Source organism: Methylobacterium sp. J-030 (assembly GCF_022829545.1).
Lineage (GTDB): Bacteria > Pseudomonadota > Alphaproteobacteria > Rhizobiales > Beijerinckiaceae > Methylobacterium.
This window is the reverse complement of sequence record NZ_JAKSYM010000322.1, coordinates 21185-41217: the sequence shown is the minus strand read 5'-3', so window position 1 is coordinate 41217 and position 20033 is coordinate 21185. Positions and strand designations below refer to the sequence as shown.

General features: G+C 70.9%; 18 protein-coding genes and 1 pseudogene. 9 read left to right on the top strand and 10 right to left on the bottom strand.

All coding sequences use genetic code 11. The features are described 5' to 3' along the window. Positions 1 to 131 precede the first annotated feature (131 nt). Together MKK75_RS25125 and MKK75_RS25120 are read left to right on the top strand one after the other, a co-directional pair. Complete coding sequence (locus tag MKK75_RS25125; protein WP_244045223.1) at positions 132 to 746, top strand: TonB-dependent receptor domain-containing protein; 615 nt, start codon at positions 132 to 134, stop codon at positions 744 to 746. 196 nt (positions 747 to 942) lie between these two features. Continuing rightward, positions 943 to 1440 carry a peptide deformylase gene (locus tag MKK75_RS25120; protein ID WP_244045222.1) on the top strand — a complete coding sequence of 166 codons (498 nt, stop codon included), beginning with the start codon at positions 943 to 945 and terminating at the stop codon, positions 1438 to 1440. Positions 1441 to 1476: 36 nt separating this feature from the next. Here MKK75_RS25120 and MKK75_RS25115 read toward each other — a convergent pair whose 3' ends face one another. The 6 genes from MKK75_RS25115 to MKK75_RS25090 form a co-directional block, all read right to left on the bottom strand. After that, positions 1477 to 1713, bottom strand: coding sequence for a hypothetical protein (locus MKK75_RS25115; RefSeq protein ID WP_244045221.1), 237 nt, complete (start codon positions 1711 to 1713; stop codon positions 1477 to 1479). 177 nt (positions 1714 to 1890) lie between these two features. Continuing rightward, positions 1891 to 3288 (bottom strand): TAXI family TRAP transporter solute-binding subunit, encoded by a 1398-nt coding sequence (locus MKK75_RS25110; protein ID WP_244045220.1) that lies wholly within the window; start codon positions 3286 to 3288, stop codon positions 1891 to 1893. Continuing rightward, positions 3288 to 4208, bottom strand: coding sequence for a DMT family transporter (locus MKK75_RS25105; RefSeq protein WP_244045219.1), 921 nt, complete (start codon positions 4206 to 4208; stop codon positions 3288 to 3290). The genes MKK75_RS25110 and MKK75_RS25105 overlap by 1 nt, the downstream gene beginning before the upstream one ends. Before the next feature lie 22 nt (positions 4209 to 4230). Next, positions 4231 to 5493: an arsenic transporter gene (locus MKK75_RS25100; RefSeq protein ID WP_244045218.1), complete on the bottom strand. Its 1263-nt coding sequence runs from the start codon at positions 5491 to 5493 to the stop codon at positions 4231 to 4233. A 65-nt stretch (positions 5494 to 5558) separates the two neighbouring features. Beyond that, the gene (locus tag MKK75_RS25095) at positions 5559 to 6797 is read right to left on the bottom strand and encodes a metallophosphoesterase family protein (RefSeq protein ID WP_244045217.1); all 1239 of its coding nucleotides are present in this window, start codon (positions 6795 to 6797) and stop codon (positions 5559 to 5561) included. 398 nt (positions 6798 to 7195) lie between these two features. Next, a complete protein-coding gene (locus tag MKK75_RS25090; protein ID WP_244045216.1) occupies positions 7196 to 8245 on the bottom strand; it encodes a helix-turn-helix domain-containing protein in 1050 nt (349 codons plus the stop codon). A 394-nt stretch (positions 8246 to 8639) separates the two neighbouring features. Between MKK75_RS25090 and MKK75_RS35865 the strand changes: the two genes are divergently transcribed. The 3 genes and pseudogenes from MKK75_RS35865 to MKK75_RS25060 all read left to right on the top strand — a co-directional run bounded on the left by MKK75_RS35865 (position 8640) and on the right by MKK75_RS25060 (position 13855). After that, positions 8640 to 13295: a S8 family serine peptidase gene (locus MKK75_RS35865; protein WP_313901892.1), complete on the top strand. Its 4656-nt coding sequence runs from the start codon at positions 8640 to 8642 to the stop codon at positions 13293 to 13295. 15 nt (positions 13296 to 13310) lie between these two features. Next, positions 13311 to 13649, top strand: a pseudogene (locus MKK75_RS25065) (autotransporter domain-containing protein); the annotation flags it as partial. Beyond that, positions 13646 to 13855 carry a hypothetical protein gene (locus MKK75_RS25060; RefSeq protein WP_244045214.1) on the top strand — a complete coding sequence of 70 codons (210 nt, stop codon included), beginning with the start codon at positions 13646 to 13648 and terminating at the stop codon, positions 13853 to 13855. The pseudogene MKK75_RS25065 and the gene MKK75_RS25060, both read left to right, overlap by 4 nt. A 10-nt stretch (positions 13856 to 13865) precedes the next feature. Here the strand turns inward: MKK75_RS25060 and MKK75_RS25055 are convergent, their stop codons facing one another. Together MKK75_RS25055 and MKK75_RS25050 are read right to left on the bottom strand one after the other, a co-directional pair. After that, positions 13866 to 14231 carry a response regulator gene (locus tag MKK75_RS25055; RefSeq protein ID WP_244045213.1) on the bottom strand — a complete coding sequence of 122 codons (366 nt, stop codon included), beginning with the start codon at positions 14229 to 14231 and terminating at the stop codon, positions 13866 to 13868. After that, on the bottom strand, positions 14228 to 14482 hold the full coding sequence (locus MKK75_RS25050) for a hypothetical protein (RefSeq protein WP_244045212.1): 255 nt from the start codon (positions 14480 to 14482) through the stop codon (positions 14228 to 14230). Before MKK75_RS25050 ends, MKK75_RS25055 begins: the two co-directional genes overlap by 4 nt. Before the next feature lie 156 nt (positions 14483 to 14638). Between MKK75_RS25050 and MKK75_RS35860 the strand changes: the two genes are divergently transcribed. Further along, on the top strand, positions 14639 to 14770 hold the full coding sequence (locus MKK75_RS35860) for a hypothetical protein (RefSeq protein ID WP_279594111.1): 132 nt from the start codon (positions 14639 to 14641) through the stop codon (positions 14768 to 14770). 9 nt (positions 14771 to 14779) lie between these two features. On the opposite strand, the gene MKK75_RS25045 is transcribed toward MKK75_RS35860, so the two are convergent. After that, on the bottom strand, positions 14780 to 15058 hold the full coding sequence (locus MKK75_RS25045; RefSeq protein WP_244045211.1) for an adenylosuccinate synthase: 279 nt from the start codon (positions 15056 to 15058) through the stop codon (positions 14780 to 14782). 33 nt (positions 15059 to 15091) lie between these two features. Next, the gene (locus MKK75_RS25040) at positions 15092 to 15340 is read right to left on the bottom strand and encodes a DUF6894 family protein (protein ID WP_244045210.1); all 249 of its coding nucleotides are present in this window, start codon (positions 15338 to 15340) and stop codon (positions 15092 to 15094) included. Between the two features lie 176 nt (positions 15341 to 15516). On the opposite strand from MKK75_RS25040, the gene MKK75_RS25035 reads away from it, so the two are divergent. The 3 genes from MKK75_RS25035 to MKK75_RS25025 all read left to right on the top strand — a co-directional run bounded on the left by MKK75_RS25035 (position 15517) and on the right by MKK75_RS25025 (position 20004). Next, positions 15517 to 15837, top strand: a complete 321-nt coding sequence (locus tag MKK75_RS25035; protein ID WP_244045209.1) for a hypothetical protein — start codon at positions 15517 to 15519, stop codon at positions 15835 to 15837. A gap of 247 nt (positions 15838 to 16084) precedes the next feature. Further along, positions 16085 to 17461, top strand: a complete 1377-nt coding sequence (locus MKK75_RS25030) for an NAD(P)H-dependent oxidoreductase (protein WP_244045208.1) — start codon at positions 16085 to 16087, stop codon at positions 17459 to 17461. Between the two features lie 392 nt (positions 17462 to 17853). Beyond that, the gene (locus MKK75_RS25025) at positions 17854 to 20004 is read left to right on the top strand and encodes a molybdopterin-dependent oxidoreductase (RefSeq protein WP_244045207.1); all 2151 of its coding nucleotides are present in this window, start codon (positions 17854 to 17856) and stop codon (positions 20002 to 20004) included. Positions 20005 to 20033: the final 29 nt, after the last annotated feature.

Here is a 20033-nt window from a genome sequence, read left to right as displayed (position 1 = left end):
CTCAAAACAGGGTTGGAGACGGCCGCGGCACCGAGATTTTCATGGTCCGCGCCTGCCGAAATGTATCAATTTCAAACTTTACATTTATCGAACCGATCGAAAAACCGACCGTATTTGCGAAGTCTGATCGCGTGCCGGTCGCCGGCCTCGTGGTCCGGCCCTGGGAGGCGGTCGCGCTCTACGGCAACTCCGTCGAGGGCCTGAGCCGGGGCGATCTCGCTCCGACGGTGGCCAGGAACTCCGGCGAGATCCTGGCGCCCGCCGTGGCCCGGCAGGTCGAGACCGGGGTGAAGCTCGATCTCGGCCGCTTCGGCGCGACGCTCAGCGCCTTCCGGATCACGAAGCCCGGCGGCGAACTCGGCCCGCAGAACCGCTTCGCCGCCACCGGAGAACAGCGCGTGAGCGGGCTCGAACTCAGCCTGTTCGGCGAGATCACCCCGCAGGTGCGGGTGCTCGGCGGCGTGACGCGGCTCGACGGGCGGCTCGTCCGGACGGCGCTCGCCGCCAATCTCGGCCACTGGCCGATCGGAGTGCCGGCGGTGCAGGCGAGCCTCGGCGCCGAGTGGGACCTGCCGGGACTGTCCGGCCTGACCCTCGACGGCGCGGCGCTCTACACCGGGCGCCAGTTCGTCGATCTTGGGAACAGGCAGGCGCTGCCCGATTGGGCGCGGCTCGATCTCGGCCTGCGCTACGCCACCGCGATCAACGGGCGCCGGACGCGGTCCGGGCCAGCGTGCAGAACGTGACGGGGACGCGCTCCTGGACCGGCGTCGCCTCGTTCGGGACCTTCTTCCAGGGCGCGCCGCGCACCTACCTGCTTGTCGATGGCGATGGATCTGTGAGCAGGCTCGGTGGGCCCCGAGGGCTCGGCGCCCCGCACTCGCCGCGCGACCGCGATACGGGTAAGCGAAGGCCCCACCCGTCCAGCCGAACCGACCGCCCATGCCGGCCCGCCCCCTCGTCCTGTTCCCGGATCCGCGACTCGCGCATCCGGCCGCCCCGGTCGAAGCGTTCGGACCGGACCTACGGGCGCTGGCCGAGGATGTCGAAGAGACGCTCCTGGCCGCGAGCGCCATCGGCCTCACCGCCCCGCATATCGGCGTGTCCGCGCGGGTGATGGTGATCCGGCTCGAGCCCGGGGCGGAGCGGCGCGTCTACGTGAATCCCGGCATCCTCTGGGCCTCCCCCGAGACGGCGACCCACGACGAGGGCAGCGTCAGCATGCCGGGGGTGCGGGAGCGGATCACCCGGCCCGCCCGGGTGCGGTTCGGCTATCGAGACCTAGACGGCGCGGCGCACGAAGAGACGGTGGAGGGGTTTCCCGCCGCGGTCGTCCAGCACGAGATCGACCAGCTCGACGGCGTCTTCTGGATCGAGCGCCTGTCGCGCCTGAAGCGCGAGCGTCTGCTCAAGCGCTTCGGCAAACTGACATCATCCTGATCCCGCGGTCGTCCGACCGGGCGGCCGACAAGCGTTTCAGCGCAGCGCCAGCATCTGCACGGCGTGGGCGGCGACGTCCTGCACGGCCGGCATGTCGTAGGCATAGATGCGCCCGGCCAGGATCGCCAGGGCGAGCGTCCAGAACACCGCACCGCCGACCCGCCGGGCCGTCCGGTCGCCGGCAGCCTCCGGGCAGGCGCGCGCGACCCCGTCCGTGACGGGCTCGCCGAACGGATCGAAGGCGGTCGGGCGAATTTCGGAACGCGTGCTCATGGTAGGGAATGTCGCCCCGGACCCCCCCATCGGCAATGGAGGCGTCTTTCGATTTTCCCGGCGCCGGGAGACTCTTGTTCTCTCTTCCGGTGCCAGCGCAGACAGCTTCTTCTCAGGGGCCTGCCCGAGGCCCGGGAACGCGCGAATCGTCTTCCCGGAACCCGCCGCAACCGGCCCTCAGATCCCGCCCGAACCGTGCAGCCGGACGGACTGCCCAATGCGCGCCCCGGCCGCGTCGGCCCGGGTCCGGCAATCCGCGACCGTGGCCCGGGCCGTGTCGATCGCCACCGAGGCCGCCGACAGGACCGGCGGGTCCGGCGCCCGCTCCCGCGTGTAGCGGACCACGTCCATGGCGAGCGCGTCGACCTCGCGGGTCAGCGCCTCGATCGCGGCCGGGTCGCGCAGAGCCCGGGCCTGGCCGGCGATCTCCAGGAGCCGGTCGATGATCTCGTCGATCCGCTCCCGGCGCAGGCTGGCGAGCCGCTGGCGGATCCAGGCCAGCACCGAGACGAGGCCGCCCGCGAGCGCCCCGAGGAGGTAGAGCGTGTCGCCGTAGCGCTCGATGAAGCCGTGCTGCTCGCGCTCGTAATAGTCGAGCGCGCCGGGATGGATCGGGACGCGCGCGCTGGTCGCCGCCACCGTCGTGTCGTAGGCCGGGGCCTGGACGTATTCGGCCGCGACGGTTCCTTGCGCGGCGGCGGTGCGCTTCTCGAACAGCTGCCGGGTCACGTCGGCCACCACCACGCGGCTCAGGGAGGCCCGGGCCATGAGCCGGTAGGAGGCGCCCACGGTCTTCACGTCGTCGGCCGGCAGCTTCGGGCGGCCGCCGAACAGGCCCCCCGGGATCGTCACCGCCTGGAGCCGCGGGAAGCGCTCGATGATGGCGTCGTCGTCCTCGACCGCGACGAACGCGACCTTGCCGCCGCGGGCGAGCCCCTGCACGGTTCCCACCAGGGCCAGCGCCTTCGGCGCCGATGGCGCGATGATGCTGACGAAGGCGTCGATCCGCTTCTCCCGGAAGGCGCCCGCCACCGCCTCCTGATCGACCGGGACCAGCAGGACCGTCGAGTCCCGCGCGGGGCCGCCCGCCTCCTCCAGGGTGAGGCCGTGATAGCCGAGGATGTTGCGCAGGAGCCAGAGATCGGCGTCCCGGTGCGCCGCGATGCCGAGGCGCTTGCCGGCGAGCTTCGGAAAGCTCCCGATCCCGGTCTGCTCCGGCGAGGCGATGATCAGGGCCTGATCGCGCAGGATCGCCACGGTCAGACCGTTGGTCGGCAGCAGCACGTCGGGGCGGACCACCGCGAGGTCGGCGCGCCCATCCTGCAGGGCGGCGGCGCTCTCGCGTACGTCGTCGAAGGGGAGGATCTTCAGGCGGACGGATTCGCGGCCGGAATCCAGCGCGTCGGCATAGGCCTTGATCAGCTCCGGCTCGGTGCCGTCCCGGGGGGCGACCGCGATGGTCAGGACCGTCGCCTGGAGCAGGTACCACGCCGCCGCCCCACCCGCGCCCAAGAGGGTGGCGCCGGCCAGGAGCAGGACCTCCCGGCGCAGCAGCCAGGCGGGGAGGCTCCCCATCAGAACAGCGAGATCAGGACGATGCCGCCGACCATCAGCGCGGCGCCGATCAGGCGCGGCGGGCCGGCCTTGACCTGCCGCATGCCGAACCAGCCGAAATGGTCGAGCGCCACCGAGGTGATCAGGTTGGCGGTGATCAGGAGGCCGTTGAAGGCCCCGGCCCCGACCTTGTCGACGAAGAGCAGCCCGGCGAACACGGCCACCGCCCCGGTGATGCCGGCGAGCGGCATCCACCAGCGGACGCCCGCGATGTCCTCGCGATTCGGCAGCGGCGAGAGCCGCAGCAGGAATATCAGGGCGAACACGAACACCACGGGCACGAAGGAGACCGCGGCGGCGAGCCAGGGGTTCTCCAGGGCGCCGCGCAGCTGCGCGTTCCACACCACGCCGATCGCCATGAGGGCGCCCGCCACGAGGATGAACGGGTAGAGCAGCTTGCCGCCGACGCCCTTCTCGCCACCCTCGCTCTTGCCGCCCGAGCGCGCGATGAAGGTCACGCCCACCGCCATCAGCAGGCCGCCGAGCCAGGCCATCGGCTTGAAGCCGGAGGCCTGCAGGCCGAACAGGCCGAGCGCGTCCATCGCCAGGGAGGTGAGGATGTTGGCGGTGAGCGTCAGGCCGTTGAACGGCCCGGCGCCGACCTTGTCGATGAAGGCCAGCCCGCCGAACACCGCCACCGCGCCGGCCACGCCCCCGAGCGGCGCGTACCAGGGCATCTTGCTCAACGACGCGAGGTTCGGCAGCGGCGTCGGCATGGTGAAGAACAGGGTCGTGAACACGAAGACGATCGGCAGGAACGACACCGTCGCGGCGAGCCAGGGATTGACCAGCTTGCCGCGCAGCTGCGCGTTCATGGCGTTGCCGATCGCCTGCAGCGCGCCGGCCACCAGGATGAAGGGATAGAGGAGGGCAGCCGTCACGCGGGGACCTTGGGTTCGGGGTTCAGACGAGGAGCAGGCCGGCCAGCGCCAGCACGAGGGCCGGCGGCATCACGAGCAGGCCAAGCTTCAGGAAGGTCCAGGCGCCGACATCCTGGCCCTCGCGGCGGATGGCGGTGAGCCAGAGGATCGTGGCGAGCGAGCCGGTCACCGAGAGGTTCGGGCCCAGATCGACGCCGACCAGGATGGCGCCCGCCACCGTCTCGGACACGTCCGCCGTATGCACGGCGGCCCCCGCGATCAGGCCGGCCGGCAGGTTGTTGACGAGGTTGCACAGCACCGCGATGAGCGCGCCCGCCCCCCAGGCGGTCTCGGTCGGGGCGGCGTGGGCGTAGCCCTTGAGGAGGTTGGCCAGCATGGCGAGCACGCCGGTCTTCTCCAGGGCCTCCACCAGCACGAACAGCCCGGCCACCAGCGGCAGCACGCTCCACGACACGTCCTTGGCGACCTCGACGAGGCCGCCGCGCTTGATCAGCAGCACGACCAGGGTGGTGGCGAGCCCGGCCACGAAGGTCGGCAGGCCGAGGTCGAGGCCGAGCGCGGACGCTCCGATCAGCACGCCGCCGGTCGCCACGATCCCGAGCCCCGCCACGAGGCCGGTGCGCGAGAGCGCCTCGGTCTCCACATCGGTCGCCACGGTCTGATCGCGCAGGGTCTTCGCCTGGGTCAGGCGCAGCACCGCGTAGGTGGTGGCGATGGCGAGCACCGAGGGCAGCGCGAACAGGGCGAGCCAGCGCACGAGCGGCGGCATGTGCTCGGCGAAGACCACGAGGTTCGCCGGGTTCGAGATCGGCAGCACGAAGCTCGCCGCGTTGGCGATGAAGGCGCAGATGAACAGGTAGGGGAGGGGGTTCTCCACCTTGGCGGCCTTGGTGGCGGCGTAGACGGCCGGCGTCAGCACCACCGCGCAGGCGTCGTTCGACAGGAACACCGTGACCACGGTGCCGACGAGGTAGACCAGGGTGAACAGCCGCGCCGCCGAGCCCTTGGCGGCACGCACGGCGATCGAGGCCAGCCAGTCGAACAGGCCCTCCTTCCGGGCGACCTCCGACATCAGCATCATGCCGATGAGGAACAGGTAGACGTCGGTCCCCTTGAGCACGCCCTCCCAGGCGGTGGCGGGGGCGAGCAGCCCGAGGGCCACGAGGGCCCCGGCGCCGAGTACGGCCCAGATCGCCTCCGGCCACGAGAACGGCCGCAGGATGACGCCGAGCGTCGCGAGGGCGGCGATCGCCCAGGTGGTGATGTTGGGGGTCAGCGCACCCATCGGTTCCGGAAATCCTCTGCGGTGAGTCGGGACGGAATCTTGTGAAGCGTTTCGGGTGCGGCCGGCTACCAGCCTCGGCCGGTGCGGTTGGGGCCGAGCTGGTCGCCGCGGATGCCCTTCTCGGGCCAGGCCCCGGTCCGGAACGCGTCGCTGCCAGGCTTGTCCGGGGTGAGGGGCCGCACGAAGGTCCGGCTGACGGGCTCGATCGTGTCGGTGTCGGTGTTCGCGTCCCGCTTGCGGATGTTGAACGTCGTGTCGGTCACCGTCACCGAGAGGCGGCGCGACCCGTCCGGCCACGGGACCCGCGCCTGAACGACCCGAGGGCCGGCCGGACGCATCGGATAGGCTGGGCCGTCATCGACGCGCGCCACGCAGCACCAGTCCGCCTGCGGGGCGTTCGAGAGCACGAGGGCGCGCACCGCGATGTCTCGCCCGGGCGCAAGGGCCTCCGTGGCGAGGCGCCGGTCGGCCGGGCTCGTGATCATCACGATAGGCAGATCCTGGTCGAGGGGCTTGAAGCGCCAGCTCGTGACCGCGCCATCGATCGCCGCCACGGCGTAGCCCACCGAGCCGTCCTCGTTCTGGCCGACCGAGCGGGCCGAGGCGTAGAGCGTGCGCCCGTCATGGGCGAGCTCGTTGTAATGGGTGTGGCCCATCTCGACGAGGCGCACGCCGTGGCCGCGGATCAGGCCGGCGAGGGCCGCCTTCTCGGAGCCCTCCAGGTCGTCCGGATAGGTGTGGGTGAAGACCGCGCGGGGCAGGCCATCCTCGGCCGCCGCTGCGAGTTCGCCCCTGAGCCAGTCGAGCTGGTAGGGGCCGAGCCGGAAATCGAGGCCGAACCCCTTCCGGCCGTAGCCGGCGCTGATCATGTCGAGGAACAGGCAGCGCACGCCGGCGATCGTCTCGGCGTAGTAGTAATGCGGCACATAGGCCGGGGTCTGCGGCCGGGGCAGGTCGTGCCCGCGGGGCCTGTGCCCGCCCCCCTGCCGGCTGCCCATCACCCGCGCGAACAGGGCGTCGAACTCCGTCATCGTGCCGTGCTGACGGTCGTGATCCCCGGCGATCAGCCGGATCGGAAGCGTCGGATGGGCCGCCAGGGCCCGGATCAGGATCTCGTACTGCGCCGCCCGCCCGTCCTCGGCGAGATCGCCCGGCAGATAGGCGAAGTCGAGGAGGCCGTGCTTGTGGAGGCCGTCGACCTCGGTGAGGATTTCCCCCAGGTCGATGGCGTTCCGGTCAGCCGGGTGTTCCAGGTGCAGGTCGCCGATATGCGCGAAGGCGAACACGCCGCGGGTCCCGCTCATGGGGCCGCCGCGCCGCGGGGACCCGCGTACGCCCGCCCGATCGATCCGCCTGTGCCGCCCGCCATCGCGCCCTCTGGATGGGCCCCCGGGAGGCGGCCGCACATGTTGTGACCGGCCCGACGCCGCGGACGCCGCCGAGTTCCGCGATCGGACCGGAGGCTTGGCGGGGCGGAACCGAATTTTTCGTGATCGCCGTCGGGGCGTCGGATCGGACAGGGAAAGTGTCGTGAAATCGGACGCCCTATGTCTGCTTGCTGGACACATGCCCGATCGTGGCAACGACAGGAACCGGCCAGCCGAATCTTACCCTCGAACGGCGCCGATCGCGGATCTTCCGCCGTAAGACGGGATCTCGACAGGACGCGCGCGTCGCCCCGGGGCGGCGCAATCTCCGGGGTTCAGAGGCTGTCGATCCAGTCGCGCAGGACCGCCCCCGCCGCGCACTGCGCCTCTGGGCGCTGCGGCGCGGTGCTGGGCACGAAGCCGAATCGGCGCTTGAACGCCCGCCGGAAGGTCCGCTCGTCCGAGAAGCCGACCGCGTAGGCGACCTGCGCGATGCGGGCGGCTTGCGGACGGTCATCCCGCACCAGCATCCGCATGGCGGCCATCAGGCGGCGGTCGCGAATGTAGGCGACGATGCCATGCGGTGCGAACAGCCGGTACAGGGTCGAGCGCGACAGGCCGAGCCGCGTCGCGATCAGAGCCGGCGACAGCTTCGAATTGGCGAGTTCCGCCTCGACGAGCCGGCGGATCCGAATCCGGACGTCGGGGTTGTGGGGCGGCCGACCCGCCTCCTTGCCCCGCAGCCAGGTCGCGCAGAGCTGGGTGATCGCCGTCGAGGCCGCGAGAGCCTCGCGCTGGTCCAGCAGGTCGCCGCAGGCGACGACGTTGGCCACGACATTATGGACCAGGCGCCCGAACGGGTCGCTGTCATGGTCGAGGGGGTGGCCGTGCAGGGCATCCGGGTGGCAGCCCAGTGTCTCCAGGCGGGCGCGGGGAATCACCACGTTGGTGGCGTCGACCGGGTCCGCGACGATGCGCACGGGCTGTGCGAGGTCGAACACGATGCACTGGACTTCGGAGACCGTGTCGGCGCGCAGGCTGGTTTCCACGCGACTCCGCCCCCGGCGGTAGAACTGCAGCAGGATGTGGTCGAGGCCCTGCTGTTCGATCATCGCCTGCGACCGCACGAGGATGTGCGCCGGCGCGATGACATCGCCGACCAGGAGGTCGCCCAGGTGGTAGCTGCGCATCGCGATCGGCATCGTAAGGTCGGTCTCGGGCCGGAAGCTCGCCGCGAAGATGGGGGCGAGGTGGTCCTGCCACGCCCGGCCGAGGGCCTCCGGATCCGCGGGCGGCTCGAACCGCAGGCAGGCGATTCCAGCGCGCTGGGCACCGTCATCGGATTGCGACGGGTCGGGACCCGGATCTATGTCGTCGAGAGACATCGCTGAAGCCTGACGTTTATTATTGCCCGATTTGATGAATATTTCGTGTCTCGGGATAAGATGATCTGTCGTCTCGAATTCATGGCGCGACATGGGACGTGCGGAACCGGCAGGGCGATTGCCGGATCTGTCCTGTCGCAGTGAATGTCCTAGACCATCGCGATGCGTTGAGAACGTGTGATTCTGCGCCGACAGGGCCGAATCACGGCGCCGGCCGCCCGGCCGCCCGGCGATCGGGCGGCGGGAGCACGGGACTCTCCGTTCCAGAAGAGGGTACAGCAGTTTCAAATGGACGCGTGGGGAGCCGCGTGTCGTAGCTAGGATACAGTGCGTTTGTGTTGCCCTTGCTAACTCGATTGGAAGTGCTCGATGCGAGTTCTTCGGAGGCAACACGATGGTTCATCAGTGCGGCGGGGCAGGCCAGGGCGTCTCGGTGGGTAGGTACATCGGATCTCGACGCGTCGCCGCGATGTGCCACGGATCGGCGCGGGCGGGATTACTGATCGGATGCTCGCTCGCCGCGCTGGTGGTGGCCCTGGGGCCGGTCTTCGCAGAGGACGACGGTCTGCGGCCGCAACGGTCGCCTTCGACTTTAGACGCCGCCGGCCACCCGCTGACGGCGGCGGACTTCCGAGCGTGGGACGCCTACAGCGGCGATTGGGGGCTCGGGGCCATCGACGCCGCCGGAGCCTATGCGCGCGGCTTCACCGGTCTCGACGTTCCGGTGGCTGTCATCGACAGCGGTATCGATCGGGATCACCCGAAGTTCGCCGGTCGCATCTTGGACGCATCCCGCAATTTCTGGACCCCAAACGGACTGCTGGACAGCAACATCCTGTTCGACCCCAACATCCATGGGACGCATGTGTCGGGGACTGTCGGGGCCTCGCCGAGCGGCGGCCGGATGATGGGCGTCGCCTTTGACAGCAATATTTTGAACCTCGGCGCCATCATATCGATCGACCGCGACCCGAGAACCCCCGCCAAACCGTCAGATGCAGAGGTCATCGAACAGACATATGGAGCGAAGCCGACCGGAACGGACATTAACGGGGCCGTTGACTATGCGGCCGCGAACGGCGCGCGGATCCTGAACGGCAGCTATGGACCGGATTTCAGCGAAACCACGACGGTTTATCAAGGATATAACTACCTAGAATCCTCTGTGGAGTACAAATCTCTCAAGCGAGCTGCGGACAAAGATGTGCTCATGGTTTTTGCCGCCGGCAATGAGCATTCCGCTATAAACCAATATAACTGGAAAAACGCGTCTGGTGCCGCTTTGTACCCGTACATACGGCCTGAAAACGCCGATACGAATGTCTACCGACTTGTCGACGAAAACCGAGCTGTGCGCAAAGATGCGGATTTCTCGAGCCTGAACGGCTATATTATCGCGGTCGTGAACATCGATCGGAATCGTGACGTCGAGGATTCCAGCAATCAATGTGGCGTCACCGCGAACTGGTGCATTTCCGCTCCCGGCACAGCGATCCTGTCAACGATTCCGGGCGGCAAATATGCCGAAGAAACCGGCACCTCGATGGCGGCGCCCCACGTGGCCGGTGCGGCGGCGGTGCTGCGCCAAGCCTTCCCGTTCCTGAAGGCGCCGCAGATCGCCCAGACGATGTTCACCACCGCCACCCATCTCGGCGACGGACCCGCCAACGCCCCGAACGACGTCTACGGCTGGGGCCTCCTGAACCTCGGCAAGGCGATCAACGGTCCAGGCCAGTTCACCGACACGTGGACGGTCGACACGACCTATAACCGCCAAGGCTATTACGGCACCTTCGCCAACGACATCTCCAGCGTCGGCGGCCTGATCAAGATCGGTGCGGGCACCCTCGAACTGTCCGGAAGCAACACCCACGCGGGCGGCACCCGCGTCTACGGTGGCAACCTAGCCGTGTGGCGCGACGCCAATCTCGGCGCGGACGGCACCGGCCTCACCCTCGGCAACGGCGGCCGGTTGCGCGTTCTGGCGGACGGGTTCGTCACCACGCGTCCGGTCACCCTCGACAGCAACGGCGTCCTGCGCATCGACACCGGCACCTCGAGCTTCGCCGGGGTGTTCGCCGACGGCACGCAACCCGGATCGCTGACCAAGACCGGGGCCGGCACCGCCCAACTCACCGCCGACAACACCTACACCAGAGGCACCAGGATCTACGGCGGCGTCCTGGCGGTGACGCATGACGCCAATCTCGGCGCGGCGAGCGGCGGCCTTTCCTTCGCCAATGGCGGCGCATTGCGGGTCCTGGCGGATGGGTTCGCCACCGCGCGGCCCGTCACCCTCAATGGCTTGGGGGTACTCGGCATCGCGGGCGCCGCCGCGACCTTCGCGGGCGTGTTCTCCGACGGCGACCAGTCCGGCACGCTCGTCAAGGCCGGGCCCGGCACCGCAATCCTGACGGCGGCCAACACCCATACCGGCGGCACCGCAGTCGCGGCCGGCACGCTGGCGCTGACGGCGACCGGCCGCCTCGTATCCCCGGTGTCGGTCGGCCTGGGCGCAAGCTTCGCCAATGCGGGGCGCGCCTCCGGTGGTGTGACCAACGCCGGCACGGTGAACAACAGCGGCGCCATCGCCGGCGGGGTGACCAATGCGGGCCTGCTGCTCAGCAGCGGCGCGATCGCGGGCGGGCTGACCAACACCGGCACCGTCACCGCCAGCGCCGGCTGGATCAACGGCACCCTCCGCAACGACGCCGGGCTCTTCACGGTTTCCGGATCGGTGGCCAGCGCCGGCACCTTCGCCAACGCCCCCGGCGCGACGCTCGCGGTCGCCGGCGCCTACAGCCTCGCCGGGCCGCTCACCAACGCCGGCACCCTCACGGTCGCCCGGGCCGTCAGCCTCACGGCGCCTGCCGGCCTCGGCAATGCCGGCAGCCTGACGAACGGCGGCACGATCACGGGCGCGGTCGCGAACACCGGCATGCTTACGACGAGCGGAACCATCGCCGGCAGCCTCGCCAATGCCGGCGTGACGATCAACGGCGGCGCCATCGCGGGGGGCACGAGCAATTCCGGCCTGCTGGCCACCAGCGGCACGCTCGCGGGCGGGCTGACCAACACCGGCACCGTCACGGCCAGCGCCGGCCGGATCGACGGCGCCATCCGCAACCAGGCCGGCACCGTCGCCGTCGCCGGGGCGGTCGCCAGCGCCGGCACCTTCGCCAACGCCGCCGGCGCGACGCTTACGGTCGCCGGGGCCTACAGCCTCGCCGGGCAGCTCACCAATGCCGGCACCGTCGCGGTCGGCCGGACCGCCAGCCTCACGGCCCCCGCCGGCTTCGGCAATGCCGGGCTCCTGGCCAGCGACGGCATCCTCACCACCGACCTCACCAACACCGGTACCGCCCGCCTCTCGGGCCAGCTCAACGGCGCGCTCGTCAACACCGGAGCCCTCCAGTTCACCGGGCCGCTGTCCGGCCTGACCAGCCTGACCAATGCCGGCCCGCTCGACCTCGCCGGCAACGCCCTCACCCTCGCCAGCCTGGCCGGCACCGCCGACGCCGTCCTGGCCAATGGCGGGATCACCGTCACGGGCTCGGCCAATTCCACCTATGCCGGCGCCATCCTGCAGAGCACGGCGCCCACCAGCCTGACCAAGGCCGGATCCGGTACCCTCACGCTCACCGGCACCGGCCGCTTCTCCGGCCCGACCAGCGTGCAGGCCGGCACGCTCGCGCTCAATGGGCTCTGGGCCTCGCCCGTGACGGTGGCCGCCGCCGGCACCCTGCGCGGCATCGGCACGATCGCGGCCCCGGTCACGGTGGCGGGCGCCCTGCGGCCAGGCAACTCCCCCGGTACGCTCACCGTGCTCGGCCCGGTCGCGTTCGCGCCCGGCAGCCTGTTCGGCCTCGACATCGACGGGGCGGGCACAGGCACCGGCGCGGGCAGCTATGCCCGCCTGCTGGCGCTCGGCCCCACGGGTGCGGTGGCGGCCAGCGGCACCCTGCAACCGGTGCTGCGCGGCATCACCGGCAACGCCACCAACGGCTTCACCCCGGCGCTCGGCCAGCGCTTCGGCGTGCTGACCGCCCAAGCCGGGCTGACCGGCGCCTTCGCCGGCCTCGCCCAGCCGGGGGCGGGCCTGGCGGCGGGCACGCGCTTCGACGCGCTCTACCGCGCCACCGGCCTCGACCTCGTAGTCACGCCCTCCGCCTACGGCAATCTCGCCGGGCTCGGACTGCCTCAGACCGGCAACGCCCGAGGCGTTGGCGCGGCCCTCGACGTCGCCCGCCCGGCCGCCGGCACGCGGCCGGACGCGGACCGGGCGCGGGTGTTCGACGGGCTCTACGCGGCCGACCCGGCCACGCTGCCGGGGAGCCTGGCGAGCCTGTCGGGCCAGGCCTACGGCGACGCCGTGATGGCCGATCTCACCGCGCGCCGGCTGGTGACCGATACGATCGACCGGCACCTGCGCGGACAGGGCGGCGGGGCGGCTTCGGTCAGCGCGGGCGATCCGGGGCTCGGCCCGAACCGCTCGGCGCTGCAGCTGCGCGGGGCCGCGGGCGCGCCGGACCAGCCGCTGGCTTCGGGCGAGGGCCGGGTCTGGGCGGAGGCGCTCTACGGGTTCGGATCCCGCGCGGGCGACCGGGCGGCGGCCGGCGCGGATCTCGACGCGGGCGGCCTGCTGCTCGGCGTCGACCGACAGATCGGGGCCGACACGCTGGTGGGCGGGGCGTTCGGCTACCTGCGCGAGACCGGCACGGGCAACGGCCGGGGCACTGGCCAGGGCTCCGGCTTGGGCTTCGGGCCGGGCCGGACCACCGCCGACAGCTACGGCGGCACGCTGTACGCGAGCACGCGGCTGGGTTCGGTGATCCTGCGCGGCACGGCCGGCGCCTCCTACGTGGACGGGCGGATCGACCGGACGGTGGCGCTGGGCTCGCGCGTGTCGCGGGCGAGCGGCCTGGCCTCGGGCTGGGACGCGGGGGTGTCTGGCTTGGCCGGCTACGCGCTGGGCCTCGGCCTGCCGGTCGAGCTCGTGCCGGAGGTGGGCTTCAGCTACGACCGGCTGACCCGGGGGCGGGTCGCGTAGCGGGGCGGGCCGGCGAGCCAGAGTTTTGCCACCGCCGACCTGAACGCGGCGCGTGTGCTCGCGGGCGGGCGTCTGGCGAGCCTGGCGCTGGACGACGCGGCGGGCCTGCATCTGGAGGGCCGGGCCTACTGGGCGCACGAGCTGGGCGACACCTCCGCCATGGTCCGCTCCAGCCTGTTCGGGGTGCCGTTCGCGAGCCGGACGAGCGCGCTCGGCCGGGACGGGGCGGTCCTGGGGGTGAGCCTGACCGGCCCGGTGGCGGAGGGCGTGCTGCTGTCGCTGAGCTACACCGGCGACGTGCGGCCCGGCGCCAACGACCAGGTGGTTTCGGCCGGCCTGCAGGCCCGCTGGTGACGGGCGACGGGGCACGGTCGCGGCCGGTCGCGCCGTCCGACGGGCCCGAGCGGGCCCCGTCCCGTTGGCGCTCCCGGCTGCAGAGATTCGAGGATTGGGTCGACGATCTGCACCTGCTCGGCTTCGCGGTCCGGGGGGCGTGGTGGCTGCTGAAGGCCCTGTGGGACGTCGCGGGGGCGCTCGCCCGGCTGATCCCCCGCGGGTGAGGCCGGCGCCTCAGCCGAACAGGATGCGCGCCACGGCCCGCGGGTCGATCGGCTTCTGGCAGAGGGCCACGGCCCCGTGGGACGGCGGCACGGCGGCCGGATCGTAGCCCGTGGCGAACAGGAACGGCACGCCGCGGGCGCGCAGCGCGTCGGCGACGGGGTAGACGAGTTCGTCCTGCAGGGTGATGTCGAGCACCGCCGCGTCGATCGCGTCCGTGCCGGCGATCAGGGCCAGTGCCGCATCCACGCTGGGCACCGGGCCGAGCACCTCGGCGCCGCCCGCCTCGAACCACGACTTGAGGTCGACGGCGATGAAGTAATCGTCCTCGACCAGCAGCACCCGCCGGCCGGTCAGCGCCTGGACGGCCGGACTCATGGGAGGGTCCCTGCGGTTTCGCCCTCGGGGCGGGGGATGTTGATCGCCCATCGGAGCGCCGTCTCGCTCAAGGCAGAGCGGGTCCGGGCCTTCAGCGCGCAGGGCAGCGCCCGCGCGATCCGTCCGCGCCCGTTGCCGCCCCGCCGGGACGGATCCTGGGGGCCGGACGGGCCGACCAGCCCCTCCTCGACCCAGTCCATCAGGAGGCGCCGCCCCTCCGCGATCGCGCAGCTCCGCTGCGTCACGCTCAAGGCGTTCTCCGGCGCGGTGAAGGCGCCGTATCTGAGGGCGTTGGTGGCCGGGCTGCGACCCGATGGACCGGCCCCGTTCATAGTCTCGCCGTGTTCCGGGCGCCCCTTGGGGCGGTCGGCCCCGCGGGGCAGCCCGATGCCGGGAGAACGACCCCCATGCTGAACTCTGTCCTCGCCCTCCTGACGGTCGCCGCGGTCCTGACGGTCCGGGCGCTGCTCAAGCTGCCGCTCCTGCCGTTCCGACTCATCGGCCGCCTGCTGCGCGGCCGCCGTCCCGCCGCCGCCTGAGCAGGCCGGTCACGCCGCCGCGTCGATGGTGAAGGCCATTCCGCGGCCCGGGCCGTGGTCGGAATAGTCCACGAGCGCGAGGCCGCGCTCGGCCAGCGTCGCCGCGACGGTCTCCCGCTCTTTGCGGACCATCTGGCCGACCGCGAGCGGCGTCAGCCGCGGGCTCGCCTGCCGCAGCCGGTCCACCCCGATGCTCGCCGGCAGCCCTTCGCCCTCGGCGATCCGGGCCAGGGCGAGACCCAGATCCCGCGCCTTGGTCTCCGCGGCGGATTTCGGCTTGAAGGCCATGACCAGTCTCCCTCTTTCCAAGCTCTACGCCGCTTACGCGGCCCGCGCATCGACGTTCACGTCTGGGAAGGCCCGGATCCAGACCCGGCGCCCCCGCGCGTCGTAGACCTCGACCTGCCAGCGCGACCAATCGAACCGCTCGACCACCCGCTCCATCAGGGCCAGGGCCACGCGCTCGGCATGGACCCGCATCTGCGCGGCGTTCGGCAGCCGGCTGCCCACAAGGTCGGTCACCAACGCGTGGCCGTCCGTGCAGTGGAAGCGGTAAAGCCGTGTCGGCATTGATCTTTTCCTGATCCGTCCACAGCGATCCACCGCAATCCGGAACTGCAATCCATCGATGGTTGAACCGCGCAGGCCGATGCGCTTTGTTCATGAAATGTTCTAGACGGATCGGAGCCGCGATGCACGCAGATCCTGAGACGGTGCCTGTGGAGATTCGTCCCAGGGATGCAGCCATGGCGGTGACCAGGGAGGCGACCAAGGAGGCAACCAAGAATCTGGCCAGGGAAGCCGAGGTGATCGCCTGCGCGTATCATCGGGCCGCCCGGGGCGACCTGTGGGGGGCGCTCGTGGCCGCGATTACGGACGCCCTGGTCGACCTCGACGCGGCGGAGCGGCGCATCGCCCGGCAGGACCAGTTGATCTCCCGGGGTTACGCCCGCGGCTGGACCGGCGCGGCGGCCGGCCGGCCGGGATCGGGGGCGGCTCTCGCCTCCTGTCCCCACCCGCTCCCCGACGAGCCGGCGTCCGCCGCGGCGGAAAGCGCGCACGGGTAGCCTCGGGATCGAACCGCCCGGCGGGACGGGCAGTCCACGTCGCGCACGCGCCCTCCCGTGCGGGGCTACGATGTTCGCGCCTCGCCGACGCGCTCGCCTCGCACGGGCTTGCCGAAAAAGGGCGCGCGCCGCATCGCCCGAACGGACAGCGCCGGTCTTGTCACGCGACGGGTCTCACCGGGACCGGGCGTCGCCCTAGGTGCAGCCCCGACCAACCAGGCGCTGCGCCGCCCAGGGAGAACGCCCCATGTCCCTCTTCGCCAAGCTGCAGCGGCGCGCGCAGGAAGGCCGACCCGTCCGGGTGGGCCTGATCGGGGCCGGCAAGTTCGGCTCCATGTACCTGTCGCAGGCACCCCGCACGCCGGGGATCCACCTGACCGGCCTCGCCGACCTGTCACCGGATCGGGCCCGCCAGTCCCTGCGGCGGGTGGGCTGGGACGATTCCCGCTTCGCGGCCGCCGGGATGGAGGAGGCCGCGCGGGACGGCACCACCTTCGTCACCGAGGATGCCGACGCGATGATCGCGAGCCCCTTCGTGGACATCGTGATCGACGCCACCGGCAGCCCCGCGGCCGGCATCCGCCACGCGCTCAAGGCCTTCGCGGCGGCCAAGCACATCGTGATGGTCAACGTCGAGGCCGATGTGCTCGCCGGGCCGCTGCTCGCCCGCCGGGCCGCCGAGGCCGGGGTGATCTACTCCATGGCCTCGGGCGACCAGCCGGCCCTGATCGCCGAGCTGGTCGATTGGGCGCGGACCATCGGGCTGGAGGTGATCTGCGCCGGCAAGGGCACCAAGTACCTGCCGGCCTACCACGCCTCCACGCCCGACACGGTCTGGGGCCATTACGGCTTCAGCGAGAGCCAGGTCGCGGGGGGGGATTTCAACCCGCAGATGTTCAACTCCTTCCTCGACGGCACCAAGTCGGCGCTGGAGATGGCCGCGGTGGCCAATGCCTGCGGGCTCACCCCCCCGCGCGACGGCCTCGCCTTCCCGCCCTGCGGCGTCGACGACCTGCCGGGCATCCTGAAGCCCGTGGCGGATGGCGGCTGCCTCACCGAGCGTGGCACCGTCGAGGTGGTGTCGTCGGTGGAGCGGGACGGCCGGCCGGTCTTCCGGGATCTGCGCTGGGGCGTCTACGCGGTGTTCGAGGCGCCCAGTCCTTACGTGCGCGACTGCTTCGCCCAGTACGGCCTGAAGACCGACGAATCCGGCCGCTTCGCCGCGACCTACAAGCCCTATCACCTGATCGGGCTGGAACTCGGGATCTCGGTGGCCTCCATCGCGGTCCGCGGCGAGGCCACGGGCGCCACCGGCGACTGGCGCGGCGACGTGGCGGCCACCGCCAAGCGCGCCCTCCGGGCCGGCGAGCGGCTCGACGGCGAGGGCGGCTTCACGGTCTACGGCAAGCTGATGCCGACGGCGGACTCCCTCGCGCAGGGCGCGCTGCCGATCGGCCTCGCTCACGACATGGTGCTCAAGACCGACGTACCGGCCGGCCGGGCCGTGCGCTGGAGCGACGTCGCCTTCGATGACGGCCAGGAGGCGATCCGCGTCCGGCGCGCGATGGAGGACGTCTTTCGCGGGGAGCTGGGACTCGGCAGAGCGGCGCGGGTGGTGGGCTGAACGGGCCCCAGGTTGCCCGCCCCACCTGCGGGCTCCGATCCTCATAGATCTGGGTTGGACATCGATGGTCGTGACGGAGCGCAACCGGCCCCCTTCCGACCGGCCCGCCTTCGCCCGATCACCCCTGCCGGGGCGGATGACCGGCCGACGGCCGCGTGCCGAGATGCCCGCGCAGGGCCCGCCCCGCGTCGTTGGATCGGACGCGTCGAACCGGCCTCAAGCCCTTCCCGCATCCGCATGCGGATAGGGTGATCCGTTCCACGGGATAGCGATACGCGCGAACCGGATACCGAGGTACGATTTGAAACCATTCTGAATTCGGTGCAGTCTGTGCCCGCACCGAGCCGCTCCCCGCACGACAAGAAGGCGGAACGCTCGCGCGGGGAGGAAACATGAACGAGATCGTCAAACCCGAGGCTCTCCTCGACGGCAAGACCGAGACGTTTTTCGGCGGCTGCCCGCACGATTGCCCGGACACCTGCTCAATGCTGTTCGAGGTCAAGGACGGGGAACTGCTCGGCGTGCGGGGCAACCCAGACCACCCGATGACCCGCGGCGGTCTCTGCGTGAAGCTGAAGGATTACGAGAAGCGCCACTACCACCCCGACCGGCTGCTCTATCCGATGAAGCGGGTCGGGCCGAAGGGGTCGAAGCAGTTCGCGCGGATCACCTGGGACGAGGCGCTCGACACGATCGTCACCCGCTGGAAGGCGATCATCGACGCCCACGGCCCGCAGGCCATCGTCCCCTACAGCTACCTCGGCAACCAGGGTCTGGTACACGGGCTGAACGGCGGCGACGCCTTCTTCAACCGCATGGGCGCGACCGTGACCGAGCGGACCTTCTGCGGTGAGGGCTCGTGCACCGCGTGGCTGCTGACGGTCGGCCCGACGGCCGGCCTCGATCCCGACAGCTACATCCACTCCAAGTACATCGTGATCTGGGCCTGCAACTCGGTCAGCACGAACCTGCACCACTGGGCCATCGTGAAGGACGCCCAGAAGAAGGGCGCCAAGGTCGTGGTGATCGACGCCTACGCGTCGCGCACCGCCAAGGCGGCCGACTGGCACATCGCGCCGAAGCCCGGCACGGACGGCGCGCTCGCCATGGCGCTGATCAACTCCATCATCGAACAGGGCCTCGTCGATCAGGACTACGTCGACACCCACACGGTCGGCTTCGCGGAGCTGAAGGAGCGGGCGAGCACCTGCACGCCCGACTGGGCCGCCGAGATCACCGGCGTCCCGGCCGACGACATCCGCAAGCTCGCCCGCGAGATGGCGACCGAGCAGCCGGTGGGCATCCGCCTCGGCGTGGCGCTGGAGCGGCACTACGGCGGCGGCCAGACCATCCGGGCCGTGACCTGCATCCCGGCGCTCACCGGCGCGTGGCGCCATGTCGGCGGCGGCGTCACGCAGTTCGGCGTCTGGGAGCACCCCTACAAGTTCGACGTGATGTGCCGGCCCGACCTGATCCCGGAGGGCACCCGGGTCGTCTCGAACCTGCAGATCGGCCGGGCGCTCACCGGCGAGATGCAGCTCGACCCGCCGATCCTGTCGATGATGTGCTGGAACTCGAACCCGGTCACGCAGGCGCCCGAGACCGACAAGATCGTCGAAGGCCTGATGCGCGAGGACCTGTTCCTGGTCTCGGCCGAGCATTTCATCTCGGACACGGCCTCCTACGCCGACATCCTGCTGCCGGCCACGATGGGCGCCGAGATGGAGGACATGATCCTGTCCTGGGGTCACCTTTACCTCACCTACAACACCAAGTGCGCCGACGCCCCCGGTGAGGCGATCCCCAACAACGCGATCTTCCGGCAGCTCGCGGCCCGGCTCGGCTTCGAGGAGGAGAACTTCAAGTGGAGCGATGCCGAGTGCCTTGAGCATTACGTCGACTGGAATGCCCCGGCCTGCGAGGGCATCGACCTCGCCTACATGCGCGAGCACGGCTTCGCCCGGCTGAAGGTGGGCACGCCGGACGACCGGGCTCCGCATAAGGACGGCAACTTCCCGACGCCCACCGGCAAGTGCATGCTCAAGGTCGAGGGCGCCACGAACTTCGTCGCCCCGCCGTTCCGGCAGATGTACGAGGGTTTTCAGCCCGGCGAGCCCCTCGATCCGCTGCCGGACTACGTCGGCGCGCGGGAGACGCACGCGAACGATCCGGCGCTGGCCGCGCGCTACCCGCTCAACATCGTCTCGCCGAAGAGCCACTATTTCCTGAACTCCTGCTACGCCAACATGGAGGACAAGCAGAAGGGCCAGGGCGAGCAGTTCGTGATGATCAGCCCGCACGACGCGCGGGCGCGCGACATCCGCGACGGGGACCGGGTCCAGGTCGCCAATGACCGCGGCGCCTTCAAGGGCGTGGCCCGCGTCACCGACGACGTGAAGGCGGGCATCGTGGTGGCGACGCTCGGCTACTGGCGCCAGCTCAACGAGGGGACGGTCAACAGCATCTCCTCGGCGGCCTTCACCGACATGGGCCATGCCCCCTCGTTCTCCGACAACCTCGTCGAGGTCGCCCGGGCGAATTGAGGGGTTTTGGGGTGGTGCGGCGTGGGATC